Here is a 13,501-nt window from a genome sequence, read left to right on the forward strand (position 1 = left end):
CGCCGAGCGGTGGTCGTCACGGCCGCAGGGCCTGCGCCGCCGGCGTCCAGGTCGACTCGTCCCGGACGTCGGCGACAGTGATCCCCCGGGCGATCCGCTCCAGTTCGGTCAGCGGCAGCCGGTTGCCGAGGCCCACGCCGCTGACCTGGACGACGACGGTGCCGTCGGCGCTCCAGACGTTGCAGAAGCCGCCACCTGCGGCGTCGCCGCCCGGAACCTGCCGGTCGGGGCCGGGGTGGCACTTCGTCACACCGGGCTCCGGCGACTGGTTGGAGCTGCCGCTCGGCGTGACGAAGATGTGGAACCCGTCCTTGATGCCGCCCTCGACCGCGTCGTACGGCGCGGTCAGCCCCGAGGTGGGCGCGGCCGGCCGGGTGAACGTCGCGCCGCCGTGGTCACCGGCGCGGGCCGCGGCGATGCCGCTCAGCCCCGGCATCGCGTGCGTACCGGTCTGCAACGGCCGGTAGCCGTTCGGCAGGTAGCCCACCCGGAACGGCAGCAGGGCCGGCGTCGGCCGGCTGGGCTTCAGCCCGCCGACCAGGCCACCGAGGTCCTGGAAGCTCGGCGTCGCCGGGTCGCTGGAGACCGACGTGACGGCGGCCCAGGCGTCGGGGGCGTACTCCCAGGCGAACAGCTTGTTGCCCGCGGCGATCGGCTTGCCCGGGTCGAGGCCGACCGGCAGGTTCGCCTGCACGGCCCGGTGCCCGGCCACCGTCACCTTCTGGGCGTTGCGGATCCCGGCGGGGTCGAAGACGCCCGGCCGGTAGACGGTCAGGTACGCCCACAGGGTGGGCTTCCCCCCGGCGGCCCGCTTCTTCTGCTCGACGGAATCGCCCCCCGCCTCGATCTCCTCCGCCGTGACCGGCCTGTCGTTCGAGGTGTGCCCGTCGGAGTAGACGGAGGCGATCTGGTAGCCGGTGGACGTGACGATCGGGTTCTGCACGTGCAGCGTGCCGGCGTCGTACCCCCGGAAGGTGAAGCTGAACGGCTCGGCCTGCGGCCACCTGGCCTCGGTGGAGCCGGTCGTCGTCGCGCCGGCCGGGGCGGGCGCGGCCGTGGTGCCGCGCTCGGCGCCCAGGGTCGGCAGGGTGAACGCCCCGGCGACCGCGACCACGACGAGACCGGCCACGCCGGCCGAGGCGAAGCCGGCCCGGCGACGCCGCTCGGCCCGCCGCCCGGCCGCGACGATGTCATCGGCGGTACGGGTCATCGGCGGCTCCTCGGCCGTCACGACGTCCACCACTTCATGCAACTGCATTGACCCACTCCTCCATCGGCTTCCCGGTGAGATTGATGTGTTCGCGGGCGAGCGCCTCGCGCAGCTTCGCCAGTCCACGGGAGGCCTGGCTCTTGGCCGTGCCCACCGTGCAGTTGAGGACGCCCGCGGTGTCCTCCAGGCTCAGACCCAGGTAGTGCCGGAGCACGACGGCGGCCCGCTGCCGTGCCGGCACGGTGTCGAGCGCCGCCCGCAGGCGCATCCGCTCGTCGGTCGCGCCGGCCGGATCCCGCAGCGCGACGTCCGGCATGGCGTCACCGGCCGAGCGCTCGCGTCGCCAGGGCCGGCGGGTCTCGTCGATCGCGGCCCGGTAGACCATGGTCTTGACATAGAGATCGGGCCGCTCCAGCCGCCGCCAGCGGGGGTAGAGCTTGACCAGCGCATTGGCCACGGCGTCCTCCGCCGCGTGCCAGTCACCGCAGGTCACGTACGCCAGCTTGCGCAGCGACGGCATCTGCGCCGTCACGAACTCGCGGAATGCCTGCTCGTCTTCGGCTTTCACGTCGACCGCCTCCTCGTGCCGGAGGTAGAACGGAGCCACCGGCCCGACGAGTTGCACGGCTCGGAAAAGTAGTTATGCGCTCACTTTGCGCGATGATCCAGTGCGGCCGGCGGCCCCGGAAGATCCACCACCCGGGTCGCCCAACGGGCCAGCAGGGCCGGGTCGTGCGTGATCAGCAGCACGCCGGCGGAGTGCCGGCGTTGGTAGTCGGTCACGACGGCGGCGACGTGGGCCTGCGTGGAGGCGTCGAGCATGGCGGTGGCCTCGTCGCAGAGCAGGTGGTCGGGCCGGTGGGCGAGCGCACGGGCCAGGCAGGCGCGTTGCAGTTGCCCGTCGCTGACCGCGTGCGGGCGCCGGGTCAGCAGGTCCGGGGTGAGCCCCACGAGGTCGGCCAGCTCGGCCGTACGGGCAGTCGCCTGCGCGGTCGGGGTGCCGACGGCGCGCAGCGGCGCGGCGATGAGGTCGGCCAGGCTCAACCGGGGGTCGCTGGCGGCCCGGGGGCTCTGGAACAGGATCGCGACGCGGGTCCGCACGGCGGCCGGCACCCGGTACCGGACGCCCCCGACGGGCCGCCCGTCGAGGGTGACCCGGCCGCCGTCCGGGGCGTGCAGGAGGGCGAGGACCCGGGCCAGGGTGGACTTCCCACTGCCGGACGGCCCGCGCAGCCCGACCGTCTCGCCGGGGGCGACGTGCAGGTCGACGCGGTCCAGTACCCGGTGCCGGCCGTAGCGGACGGTGACCTGGTGCGCGGCGAGGCCGGGGGACGCGACGCCCCCGGGGCCGGCGGTGCCCGTCGGGTCGTCGACCGTGCTCGTCATGTCGGTGCGCCCGGGGTCAGCGGGTGGTGACAGGCGAGTCGCCCCACGCCGTCGTCGGCGAGCCGGGGCCGGGTGTGGCAGGAGTCGGTGGCCCGGGGGCAGCGCGGGGCGAAGGGGCAGCCGGCGGGCAGGTCGGTGAGCATCGGCGGGTGGCCGGGCACGGGCGTGAAGGCCCGCTCGGGCAGGGCGTCGAGCAGCCCGGCGCTGTACGGGTGGCCGGGCTGCCCGAACAGCGCCGGGGTGGGCCGGTGTTCGACGATGCGGCTGGCGTACATCACGGCCACGGTGTCGGCGACCCGGCGGGCGGCGGCGAGGTCGTGGGTGATGAGCAGCACGGCGGCCCCGGTGTCACAGCGGCGGCGCAGCAGGTCCAGGGTGTGGTCGACCAGCGGCCGGTCCAGGCCGGTGGTGGGTTCGTCGGCGAGCAGCAGCGGCGGGTCGGGGGCCAACGCGAGGGCGGTGGCCAGCCGCTGGGCCATCCCGCCGGACAGTTCGTGGGGATAGCGGTCGAGGTCGGCCGGGTGCAGACCGACGTCGACGGCGGCCCGTTCGGCGGCGTCGGCGGCGGCCCGGCGGGGGTGGCCGTGGGCGCGCAGGGTCTCCTCCAGCAGCCGCCGGCCGGTACGCACGGGGGTGAGGGCGGTGGCCGGGCTCTGCGGGACGAGACCGACGGCCCGACCCCGTACCTGTCGGGCGAGGTGCCGTTCCCCCGCCGTGATCAGGTCGACCGGTTCGCCCGCCGCCGGGTGCAGGCGGGCCTGCCCGGTGACGGTGGCGTTGCGGGGCAGCAGCCCCAGCAGGGCGTGTGCGAGGACGGACTTGCCGCAGCCCGACTCGCCGACCACGGCCAGCAGTTCGCCAGGGTGCAGGTCGAGGCTCAGGTCGGTGACGGCGTGCACGACGGCACCGGGGAGCCGGAAGCGGACGGTCAGCCCGTCGACCGACAGCAGGGCGGGCCGCCGACCGGTGCCGGCGGGGAGGCTGGTGGGGGCGCTCGTGGTCACAGCTGCAGCTCCGCTCGTACCCGGGGGTCGAGGCGGTCCCGCCAGCGACCGGTGAGCACGGCGAGGGCGAGGGTCACGGCGACCAGGGCGAGGCCGGGCACGATGCTGGCCCACCAGGCGCCGGTGAGCAGGGAACGCTGACCGTCGTTGATCATGTTACCGATGGAGGCGAGGTGCGGTGGCAGGCCCAGGCCGAGGAAGGACAGCGCGGTCTCGTGCCAGACGACGTGCGGCACCATCAGCGTGGTGGCCAGCGCGAGACGCGGGAGCACGTGCGGCAGCAGGTGCCGGGTGAGCACCCGGGCGCGGCCCGCGCCGCCGGAGATCGCGGCCTCGACGAACGGGCGGCTCCGCAGGCTGAGCAGTTCGGCGCGGACGATGCGGGCGGTCGACAGCCAGTGTGTCAGCGCGATGGAGGCGATCACCGCGCCGAGGCTGGGGCGCAGCATCGCCACGATGAAGATGCCCAGCAGCAGGTGTGGCAGCGCGGCGATGGTGTCGACGACCCGCATCAGCGCCCGGTCGACCCGGCCGCCGACACTGCCGGCGACCGCGCCGACGAGGCCGCCGATGACGGTGGCGACCAGGGCCGCGACCACCCCGACGAGCAGCGAGACGCGCAGTCCGTAGAGGCTGCGCAGCGCCACGTCGCGGCCGAGGTCGTCGGTGCCGGCCGGGTGCTCGGCGGAGGGGGCGAGCCGGATCCGGCCCAGGTCGACAGCGCTCTGGTCGAGCGGCCAGAGGACCGGGGCGAGCAGGCCGGCGGCGACCGCGCCGACGAGCACCACCACGGCCAGCAGCACGCCGGGACGGCCTGCCCGCAGCAGCGCCGACGGCCGGCGAGGCGGCCGTGCCGGGGTGGTGGTCGGTGGCGGGGCGAGGTCAGTCATCGAGGCGTACCCGGGGGTCGGCGGCGGCGTAGCCGAGATCGGTGGCCAGGTTCGCGGCCAGCACCACGACGGTGGTGGCCAGGGTGGTGGCGGCCAGCAGCGGGAAGTCCGCGCCCAGCGCGGCCTGCACGGTGACCGCGCCGAGGCCGGGCAGCGAGAAGACGGTCTCCACCAGCACCGCGCCGCCGACGAGTTCGGGCAGGTGCGTGCCGACCAGGGTGAGGAAGGGCAGCAGCGCGGTCCGCAACGCGTGACCGAACAGGACGGTACGGCCGGGCAGCCCCCGGGCACGGGCGGCCAGCACGTGGTCGTCGCGCAGGCTCTCGGCGACGGCGTCCCGGACGAACAGCACGAACCACGGGGCCTGGGAGATCGCCAGCACGGTCACCGGCAGCACCAGGTGCCGGGCCACGTCCGCCGGGTCGGTGCCGGTCGCGGTGATGTCGGTGAGCCCGCCGGCGGGCAGCCAGCCCAGGGTGAGGGCGAACACGGCGATCGCGGCCAGCCCGATCCAGAACACCGGCATCGACTGCACGGCGTACGCGACGGACCGCAGGGCACGGTCGAAGACGCCACCGCGCCGGTACGCGGCGAGGGTGCCCAGCAGCACGCTGGCCACCAGGACCAGGGCGAGGGCCAGGCCGACGAGCAGCAGCGTCCAACCGGCGCGGGCGGCCAGCACCGAGGTGACCGGCTCGTGCCGGCTGGTGGACCAGCCGAGGTCGCCGCGCAGCAGGTTGCCGACCCAGCGGGCGTACTGCACCGGCACCGGATCGTCGACACCCCAGTTGGCGCGGAGCTGCGCGAGGTTCTCCTCGCTGGTGGTGAAGGCCGCCGCGCCCGCGTACTGCTGGGCCGGGTCGATCGGGGAGGCCGCGCCGAGGGCGAACATGCCCATGCTGGTCGCGGCGAGCACGGGCACGGCCACCAGCAGCCGACGGCGGATCATGACCCCGGCCCCCGCCAGCCGCCGACGGCGGACCGGCGGAGGTGTCGTCGTCACGATGTCTTCGTCCAGGTGTGCACGTTCCACCAGAGGCTGTTGGCGACGTCGTGCTCGTGCGGCTCGACCCGGGGCGTCACCCCCGCCACGGCGTCCCGCACCACGTAGGTGTGTTGCAGGTAGGTGAGGAACACCCACGGCACGTCCGTGGCGAGCTGCTTCTGGAAGGTGGCGTAGGCGGCCCGACGGGCGGCCGGGTCCGCGCTGTCCCGGCCGGCCTGCAACGCGGCGTCGACGGTGGCGGACCGGTAGGAGCCGGGGTTGAAGAAGCCCTGCCCGGCGAAGGCCGAGCCGAACAGCTTGTAGGAGACGAAATCCGGGTCGTACGGGGTGCCGTACCCCATGATCAGCGCGTCGGTCCTCATCCGGGGGGTGATCGCGTCCCAGGTGAGGCCCTGTGGGTTGACCGCGATACCGATCTTCCTGGCGTCGGCGGTGACCGCCAGGGCCAGTTCCTTGCGCAGGCTGTCGGTGGCCGGGTACATCAGGGTGAACGCGGCCTGCCGCCCGGCTTTGGCGCGGATGCCGTCCGGGCCGGGCGTCCAGCCGGCGGCGTCGAGGAGCGCGGTGGCGGCGGCCGGGTCGGCGGTGGGTCGCCCGGCGACCGACGGCTCGGCGAACTCGGAGGTGGGCGGTACCGGGCCGAACGCCGGCTCCCCCGCCCCGCCGAGGACCCCGGTCACCATGGCCTGCCGGTCCACCGCCGCGTGCAGTGCCCGACGGACCGCCAGGTCACCCAGGACCGGGTTGCCCATGGGCAGCATCACGCCCCGGTAGTCGGCGGTGGGGACCTTGTGCACCTGCTGACCGGCCTGGCCGTCGAAACCGGTGGCCAGCTTCGGCGGCAGTTCGGCCGCGTCGAACTCGCCGGCCCGCATCCGTTGCGCGCGGACGTTGTCGTCGGCGACGAACGCCACCACCACGCCCGGGTTCGCCGGCCTGCCACCCCAGTACCGGTCGTTCGCCGCCAGCACGAGCCGGTCCCCCGGCGTCCACGACGTCATCCGGTACGGGCCGGTGCCGATCGGCTTACGGTTGAACTCCGCCTTGTTGACGTCCTGCCCGGCGAACGCCTTCGCCGGGACGACGCCCAGCGCCAGCCGTTGCAGGAACGGCGCGTACGGGTGCTTCAGCGTGAACACCACGGTGGCCGGGTCGGGGGCGCTGACGGAGGCGAGCATGTCGAGGTCCGAGCGGAGCGTCGAGTCGACCTTCGGGTCCAGCACCGCCTGGTAGGTGAAGACCACGTCCTGCGCGGTGAACGGGCTGCCGTCGTGGAACAGCACCCCCTCGCGCAGCTTCGCCGTCACGGTCCGGCCGTCCGCCGACACCTGCGGCAGTTCCCGTGCCAGGGCCGGCGTCAGCGCGTTGCGGGCGTCCCGGGCGACCAGCCCGTCGAAGATCAGCGACGCGCCGTCGGGGCCGTAGTTCAGCACCGGGTTGAGGGTGTCGGGCTCGCCCGCGGTGGCCACCACGATCGTCGCGCCGCCGCCCGTGCCGGCCGGTGACGGCACCGCGGACGAGCAGCCGGCGGCCAGGAGCAACGCGACGCCGATCACCGCCGACACACGTAGGGACCGGGGCTCGACCATGACGTACTCCTGGGGATGGCACGGTGCGGGCCGCCCCGGCGTGCGCCGCCGGGGCGGCGGTGTTCGCGGGGACGCCTCGCGCGGCGTGGGGTGGATCAGGGGGCGGGCGGTGGGGGTGTGTCGGCCACGAGCAGGGTGAGCTGCCGTACCAGGTCGTCCAGGGACTCGCCGGTGTGCGCGCGGACCAGCCCGAGGGCGAGGTCGGCGAGCAGGTAGAAGCCGAGGGTGCGGGCCGCTTCGGAGTCGAAGGAGGCCAGCAACGTCTCCGCGCCGGCGAGGTCACCGCGACGGCGTGCGGCGATGACCCCGGCGGCGCGCTGGACGAGATCGGCGGCGACCGGAACCGGGCCGGTCACGCGGTCAGAGCTTCGGCGTGGCGGCGCGGGCCGCATCGAAGCGGGCAGTGACGTCGGTCCAGTCGACCAGGTTCCACAGCCGGTCGACGTAGTCCGGCCGGACGTTGCGGTACTGCAGGTAGTAGGCGTGCTCCCAGGCGTCGAACACCAGCAGCGGCGTCGAGCCCTGCCCCACGTTGCCGTGGTGGTCGTAGACCTGCTCGACGATCAACCGCTGACCGAGCGGCTCCCAGGCGAGGACGCCCCAGCCGGAGCCCTGCACGCCCTTGGTCGCCGCCGACAACTGCCCGGCGAACCCCTCGAACGCGCCGAAGTACTCCTCGATCGCCGCCGCCAGCTCGCCGTCGGGACGGTCCCCGCCGTCCGGGGAGAGGTTGTTCCAGAAGATGGAGTGCAGCACGTGCCCGGACAGGTTGAACGCGAACGTCTTCTCCAACCCGACCAGGGCCGCGAAGTCACCCTTGTCGCGGGCTTCGGCGAGCTGCTCGACGGCGTCGTTGCTGCCCTTGACGTACGCCGCGTGATGCTTGCCGTGGTGCAGCTCCAGGATCTCGCCGGACATGGCGGGCTCCAGCGCACCGTAGTCGTAGGGCATGTCAGGCAACGAGTAGAGACCCACCAGCAGCTCCTCGGGATCGGGGTCACGGCGGGGCGGGCACTCGGGCCAGGTCGGATCATCGCAGGCCCGGGCACCCGCCACTGATGCCAGTATTCCGCAGTTGCCAATACTTGGCAATAAGATCCGCCACACCCCGTACGGATGGCTCGACGCCCACGCCGGTGCGAACGGCGACACGCTCGACGACACGAGGACCCGGAGCCGGTCGGCTCCGGGTCCTCGTGGCTCCCAGGGTCAGGAGACGGCGCAGGTGATGTTGCCGGGCGGCGGGGTGCCGTTGCCGGTGGCGGTGAACCCGAACGTGGTCGAGGCGTTGGCCGCCAGGGCGCCGTTGTAGTCGGCGTTGCGGACGGTCACGTTACCGGTGCTGCCGGTGTTGACCCCGTTCCAGACGCTGCTGATCGCCTGGCCGCTGGCCAGGCTCAGGCCCACGGTCCAGCCCCGGATGGCGCTGCTGCTGGTGTTGGCCACGGTGACCTCACCCTGGAAGCCGCCGGGCCAACTGTTGACCGCCTTGTAGGTGGCGGTGCAGCCGCCCGGTCCGCTGGTGGGCGGCGGGGTGGTCGGCGGCGGAGTGGTCGGCGGAGCCGTGGTGGGCGGGGGCGTGGTCGGCGGCGGAGTCGTCGGCGGGGCCGTGGTGGGCGGCGTGGTCGACTGGAACTGGCTGAAGAAGCGCCAGATCTCCCCCGACGTCCAGGTCCGGGAGTCGTTGGGGCTGCCCGACCCGTCGACCGGGCTGGGGGTGTGGTCCCCGTCGAACGCGGCCCACTGCACCGGGTAGCCGGAGCGGCAACCCGAGTAGGTGGTGGTGATGTGGGTGAAGGTGTTCAGGCCCGGTTCGCGCGGGCTCTGCGCGGTGCAGCCGTTGTTCCGGACGAACGTGTCCCGCAGGGACCGGCCCATCGAGATGTTCAGCACACTGTCGTGGGTGCCGTGGATGCCGAAGTAGGGGACCGGCTGGGTGCCGCCGTTGCAGCCGCTCAGCTGCGCGCCGGAGAGCACGGCGACCGCGCGGACGACGGTGGGCCGGGCGCAGGCCACCGCGTAGCTCATCGCCCCGCCGTAGCTCCAGCCCAGCACGAACCGCTGGGTGGTGTCGACGCACAGGTCGTTCTCGACCTGCCGGGTGATGTCGTCGAACAGGGTCAGGTCCCGGCCGTTGGTGTTGGCCCAGCCGGCGTCGATCCCCTGGGGGGCGACGAAGATCGTGCTGTTGTTCGACAGCGGCAGCAGGCCGTAGTAGCCGGCCGAGGAGACGTTCTGGGCCGAGCCGTTCAACCAGTGGAAGCCGACGACCAGCCGGTACTGGCGGTTGCGGTCGTAGCCGTCCGGGATCCGCAGGATGTAGCTGCGGTTCTGGCCGCTGCTGGAGATGGTGCGCGTCCCGTTGGTCAGGGTGGGGGCCTTGCCGCAGCCCGCGGTCGCCGCGAGGGTGCCGTTCGTCGCGGCCTCCGCCGTCGCGGACAGGCCGCCGTTCAGCGCGCCGCCGACGGTCGCCGCGAGGAGGACGGCCGCGGCGGCGATGGTGGGAAGTAGCTGTCTGTGTTTCACCATTGCTTGGCTCCTTGCCATGGGTCTTCTGTCCCAGTGGTGGTGGTGGCGAGGTCGACCCGACGGGTGCCGGCTGCGCCCCGCGGGGGCAGTCGGGTGCGGATGACGGCTCGCACCTCGTCTCCTCGCGGTCGGCGAGTCGACTCGGATAGGCGGACGCGCCCGTTCGGCGCAGGCGGCACGGCGGCTCGGTGGGGCGGCCCGGACTGGTCGCCGACCGGCGGCACGGCGGGAGGGGGTGCCCTCGGATGCCGCTGCCGCTTGACTGAGGCGACGGGAAGCGTGCCCTTCGCTCCCGCGGCGAAAGATAGCAGGTTATCGATAACATACTCAACCGGGCGAGCGGCGTCGGTAGCCCGCCGGGGCACCGGTTTCGCAACTCCCGAACCGCCCCCCGACATGCCATGACCGCCCCGACCAGCACGGCAGCCCTCGGAAGCCGACCACATCGCGTCGAAAGTATCGATTGCTGAACCCGCAACTTTGCGAAATCCGCACCCGGTCGGGACGGACCGTGACGCCACCCGCCGGACCCGGCTGGTCGCCCGGTGCGGGGCACTCCTCAGACGCTGGCGAGCGCTTCGGTCGGCGGCAGCGCGGCGGCGCGCATCGACGGGTACACGCCGGCCACCACGCCCACCAGCACGGCACCGCCCAGACCGGCCAGCGTCGAGGAGAGCGGCACCACCACCGGCCAGTGGTGGTACCCGGCGTAGGCCACGGTGCCCGCCAGCCCGAGCAGCGTCCCGACGACGCCGCCCAGCGTCGCCAGGGCCACCGACTCGGTGAGGAACTGGCCCCGGATCTGGCCCCGGTTCGCCCCGAGCGCCCGCCGCAGCCCGATCTCGGACCGCCGTTCGAGCACCGAGATGACCATGGTGTTGGCCACCCCGATCCCGCCCACCAGCAGCGCCACCCCGGCGAGGGCGAGGAAGAGCGCGGAGAAGGCGTTCTCCGTGGCGCGTTTCGCGGCCAGGGCGTCCGAGGGGCGGCTGACCAGCACGTCGGCCGGGCGCTGCGGGCTCACCGTCTCCGGCAGCACCGCCCGGACCTGCTCCACCGCGGGCTCCAGGGAGCGGACGTACAGCACGGTGGGGTGCCCGTCGAAGCCCAGTTCGGCCTGCGCGGCCGGCCAGCCGACCAGGACGGACCGGTCGATCTCCGGGAGCAGGGGTACGGCGGCCAGGATGCCGACGACGGTGAACCACCGGTCACCGATCATCACCTGCTGGCCGGGGCCGTCCCCCGGGGACACGTCGAGCACGCCCAGCCGGGTCGCCGCCACCGAGCCGAGCACCACGGTGGGGAAGCGGGCGGTGGCCGGGGTGAGCCAGCTGCCGTGCTCGACCCGGGCGTTGATGACCGGGAGCAGGTCGAGCTGGCTGGCCAGCACCGTCAGGCCGGAGCCGTCACCCGGGTCGGTACGGTCGGAGCGGCGGATCAGGACGTGCGTGTTGGCGACCGCACTGACGCTGGTCACCGGGCCGATCCGACGGACCATGCCGGGCGACTCGGCCGGCAGCAGCGCCGGTGGATCCTGGTCGGGCAGCGCGTTCACCTGGAGCAGGTTCGTGCCGAGCGCGGAGAGTTCCCGCATCAGCTGGGCCTGGCTGGAGGCGGGGATGCCGGTGACCACGATCATGGTGGCGATCCCGATGGCGATGCCGAGGGCGGACAGCGCGGCCCGGGTCCGCCGGGTGCGGATGCCCAGCAGCCCCAGGCCGAGCAGGTCGGTCACGGCCAGCCGGACCGGCCGGGCGGCGGCGAGCGCGGTACGCGGGTGCGCCCGCGTACCCGCCTCGGTGGGTCCGGTCATCGGGGTCTCCCCACCGGGCCGGAGTCGGCGACCAGGCTGCCGTCGCGCATCTCGATCCGGCGGGGCAGCCGGGCGGCGATGTCCCGGTCGTGGGTGATGACGGCGAGGGTGGTGCCCTCCGCGTGCAGCCGGTACAGCAGCTCCAGGACGGTCTGGCCGGTACGGGTGTCCAGGGCGCCGGTGGGCTCGTCGGCGAGCAGGAGAGCGGGCTGGTGGACCAGCGCGCGGGCGATCGCCACCCGCTGCCGTTCCCCGCCGGAGAGCTGGTGCGGCAGGTGGGTGACCCGGTGCGCCAGGCCGACCCGGTCGAGCGCCGCGAGGGCCAGCGGCCGACGGTGCCGGCGGGGCACCCCGGCATAGAGCAGACCGGTGGCCACGTTCTCGGCGGCGGTGAGCCCGGCGGTGAGGTGGAACTGCTGGAAGACGAAGCCCAGCCAGCGCCCGCGCAGCGCGGAGAGCTGCCGGTCGGAGAGCCCGGCGACGTCGAGCCCGCCCAGGTGCACGGTGCCGGAGGTCGGCCGGTCCAGGGTGCCCATGATGTTGAGCAGGGTCGACTTGCCGGAGCCGGACGGCCCGACGATGGCCAGCATCTCGCCCTCGGCGATGTCGAGCGAGACGCCCGCCAGCGCGGTGACCCCGCCGGGATAGCTCATGGTGGCGTCGCGTACGGCCAGCACGGTCACGAGGTGGTCACCACCCGCAGGTCCTCGCTGAGGCCGTCCCCGCTGACCTCCACCATCCCCTTGGCGAACATGCCGGTGGTGACGGCGACGAGCCGGCCGTCGGTCAGTTGCAGGGCGTAACCACCCTCGCTGAGGGCCACCAGCGCGCCGACCGGTACGGCGAGCACGCCCGACCGCGTCTCACCGGCCAGGTCGACCTGCACGTCGGCGGCGTCGATCCCGGCCAGGTCGTCGTCCACGGTCACCGTCACCGCCCGCTTCGGTGCGGCCCCGCCCGGGCCGGCCGCCTCGCCGTCCTGCTGCACCGTCGTGCTGACGGCGGAGACCGAGCCGTCCACCGTCTCGTCCCCGGGCAGCGTCACCGTCACCTGGTCGCCCCGCTGGATCGTGCCGGCCTCGGTGGCCCCGGCCAGCACGGTGATCACCTTCGCGGTGGGCGTGACGGTCAGCAACGGCGTGGCGGCGTCGTCCCCCCGCAGGGCGGTGACGCTGTCCACCCGTACCGCGCCGGGCAGCACGGCGACGTCACCGACCGCGATCCGGCCGGTCACCGGCAGCTCGGCGTCCCGCTGCCAGCGTTTGACGGCCCGGATCAACGATCCGGTCAGGACGCCGTCCCCCTTGCGGACGACGACCGTGGGCCGGCCCGTCGCCGCCGTGCCGCCCACGGTCGGCGTGGCGTCCGCCGCCGGACCGCCCGCCCCGGACGCCGGCCTCCCCGACCCCGCCGTCGACTTCCCCGACGGTGCCGTCGATTTCCCCGCCCCCGCCCCCGACGCCGGCTTCTCCGGCGGTGCCGTCGGCTTTCCCGGCGCGGCGGGACGGTGGACCTTCTCCCCCGGAGCGGGCTGGCTGCCGATCTCGTAGCCCAGCGCCTTGAGGTTCGTCGCGACGATCCGCACGTCGCGGCCCACCGTGCCGGGCTCGGCCAGATCGCGGTAGAACGGCATGCCGCCGTAGAACAGCGGCACCGGTTGGTCGTCGACCCGGTAGAGCTGCCGGCCCCGGCTGACCGTCGTCCCGGCCTCCGGCAGCCAGGTGACCGTCCCGCTCCGGCCGCCCTTCACCGGTGCCGCCCGGCCGTAGCCGAGGGTGCCGGTCAGTGACACGGTGGCGGAGAGGTCGGTCCGGACGACGGCCACGGTCTCCACCGCGACCGGCGGACGCGTCGACGATTCCGGCGGGACACGGTGGACGGCCCAGACGACCCCGGCCCCGACGGCCGACACCATCAGGACCAGCACCGCCGGGACGACGACCCGTCGGCCGATGCGGCGTCGGGGGCTCTGCGCTGGTGGCTGTTCTGCTGACACGCCGACAGCGTGGCCGGAGTTCTTCAGGAACCTGTCAGGATTCCGGATCCACACAGGTTCCTGACATCGCGCCACGAA

At 74.0% G+C, this 13,501-nt stretch carries 13 protein-coding genes; all 13 read right to left on the minus strand.

Annotated features, from left to right (window positions below; translation table 11 throughout):
* Window positions 1-16: 16 nt before the first annotated feature.
* A complete protein-coding gene (locus GA0070623_RS15335) occupies window positions 17-1,258 on the minus strand; it encodes a hypothetical protein (protein ID WP_067314338.1) in 1,242 nt (413 codons plus the stop codon).
* A complete protein-coding gene (locus tag GA0070623_RS15340; protein WP_067314353.1) occupies window positions 1,245-1,778 on the minus strand; it encodes a SigE family RNA polymerase sigma factor in 534 nt (177 codons plus the stop codon). The genes GA0070623_RS15335 and GA0070623_RS15340 overlap by 14 nt, the downstream gene beginning before the upstream one ends.
* A gap of 80 nt (window positions 1,779-1,858) precedes the next feature.
* Window positions 1,859-2,596 (minus strand): ABC transporter ATP-binding protein, encoded by a 738-nt coding sequence (locus tag GA0070623_RS15345; RefSeq protein WP_067314335.1) that lies wholly within the window; start codon window positions 2,594-2,596, stop codon window positions 1,859-1,861.
* Window positions 2,593-3,600, minus strand: coding sequence for an ABC transporter ATP-binding protein (locus tag GA0070623_RS15350; protein WP_067314333.1), 1,008 nt, complete (start codon window positions 3,598-3,600; stop codon window positions 2,593-2,595). The genes GA0070623_RS15345 and GA0070623_RS15350 overlap by 4 nt, the downstream gene beginning before the upstream one ends.
* The gene (locus GA0070623_RS15355) at window positions 3,597-4,490 is read right to left on the minus strand and encodes an ABC transporter permease (protein WP_089004072.1); all 894 of its coding nucleotides are present in this window, start codon (window positions 4,488-4,490) and stop codon (window positions 3,597-3,599) included. The genes GA0070623_RS15350 and GA0070623_RS15355 overlap by 4 nt, the downstream gene beginning before the upstream one ends.
* Entirely contained in the window at window positions 4,483-5,493 is a 1,011-nt protein-coding gene (locus GA0070623_RS15360) for an ABC transporter permease (protein WP_231932373.1), read from the minus strand. The genes GA0070623_RS15355 and GA0070623_RS15360 overlap by 8 nt, the downstream gene beginning before the upstream one ends.
* Window positions 5,490-7,085, minus strand: a complete 1,596-nt coding sequence (locus tag GA0070623_RS15365; protein WP_067314325.1) for an ABC transporter substrate-binding protein — start codon at window positions 7,083-7,085, stop codon at window positions 5,490-5,492. The genes GA0070623_RS15360 and GA0070623_RS15365 overlap by 4 nt, the downstream gene beginning before the upstream one ends.
* A 95-nt stretch (window positions 7,086-7,180) precedes the next feature.
* The gene (locus tag GA0070623_RS15370) at window positions 7,181-7,441 is read right to left on the minus strand and encodes a hypothetical protein (protein WP_067314152.1); all 261 of its coding nucleotides are present in this window, start codon (window positions 7,439-7,441) and stop codon (window positions 7,181-7,183) included.
* Between the two features lie 4 nt (window positions 7,442-7,445).
* Window positions 7,446-8,141: a superoxide dismutase gene (locus tag GA0070623_RS15375; protein WP_231932374.1), complete on the minus strand. Its 696-nt coding sequence runs from the start codon at window positions 8,139-8,141 to the stop codon at window positions 7,446-7,448.
* Between the two features lie 153 nt (window positions 8,142-8,294).
* A complete protein-coding gene (locus GA0070623_RS15380) occupies window positions 8,295-9,614 on the minus strand; it encodes a cellulose binding domain-containing protein (RefSeq protein ID WP_067314150.1) in 1,320 nt (439 codons plus the stop codon).
* A 559-nt stretch (window positions 9,615-10,173) separates the two neighbouring features.
* Complete coding sequence (locus GA0070623_RS15385; RefSeq protein ID WP_089004074.1) at window positions 10,174-11,427, minus strand: ABC transporter permease; 1,254 nt, start codon at window positions 11,425-11,427, stop codon at window positions 10,174-10,176.
* Window positions 11,424-12,080, minus strand: coding sequence for an ABC transporter ATP-binding protein (locus GA0070623_RS15390; protein ID WP_067314154.1), 657 nt, complete (start codon window positions 12,078-12,080; stop codon window positions 11,424-11,426). The genes GA0070623_RS15385 and GA0070623_RS15390 overlap by 4 nt, the downstream gene beginning before the upstream one ends.
* 26 nt (window positions 12,081-12,106) lie before the next feature.
* Window positions 12,107-13,423 carry an efflux RND transporter periplasmic adaptor subunit gene (locus GA0070623_RS15395; protein ID WP_157517640.1) on the minus strand — a complete coding sequence of 439 codons (1,317 nt, stop codon included), beginning with the start codon at window positions 13,421-13,423 and terminating at the stop codon, window positions 12,107-12,109.
* Between the last annotated feature and the right edge of the window lie 78 nt (window positions 13,424-13,501).

This window comes from Micromonospora rifamycinica (genome assembly GCF_900090265.1).
Taxonomy (GTDB): Bacteria; Actinomycetota; Actinomycetes; order Mycobacteriales; family Micromonosporaceae; genus Micromonospora; species Micromonospora rifamycinica.

Bases quoted from the DNA above. Each gene is read 5' to 3' on its own strand.
- GA0070623_RS15335 (WP_067314338.1), bottom strand. From the start codon at position 1,258: ATGCAGTTGCATGAAGTGGTGGACGTCGTGACGGCCGAGGAGCCGCCG.
- GA0070623_RS15345 (WP_067314335.1), bottom strand. From the start codon at position 2,596: ATGACGAGCACGGTCGACGACCCGACGGGCACCGCCGGCCCCGGGGGC.
- GA0070623_RS15355 (WP_089004072.1), bottom strand. From the start codon at position 4,490: ATGACTGACCTCGCCCCGCCACCGACCACCACCCCGGCACGGCCGCCT.
- GA0070623_RS15365 (WP_067314325.1), bottom strand. From the start codon at position 7,085: ATGGTCGAGCCCCGGTCCCTACGTGTGTCGGCGGTGATCGGCGTCGCG.
- GA0070623_RS15380 (WP_067314150.1), bottom strand. From the start codon at position 9,614: ATGGTGAAACACAGACAGCTACTTCCCACCATCGCCGCCGCGGCCGTC.
- GA0070623_RS15385 (WP_089004074.1), bottom strand. From the start codon at position 11,427: ATGACCGGACCCACCGAGGCGGGTACGCGGGCGCACCCGCGTACCGCG.
- GA0070623_RS15390 (WP_067314154.1), bottom strand. From the start codon at position 12,080: ATGAGCTATCCCGGCGGGGTCACCGCGCTGGCGGGCGTCTCGCTCGAC.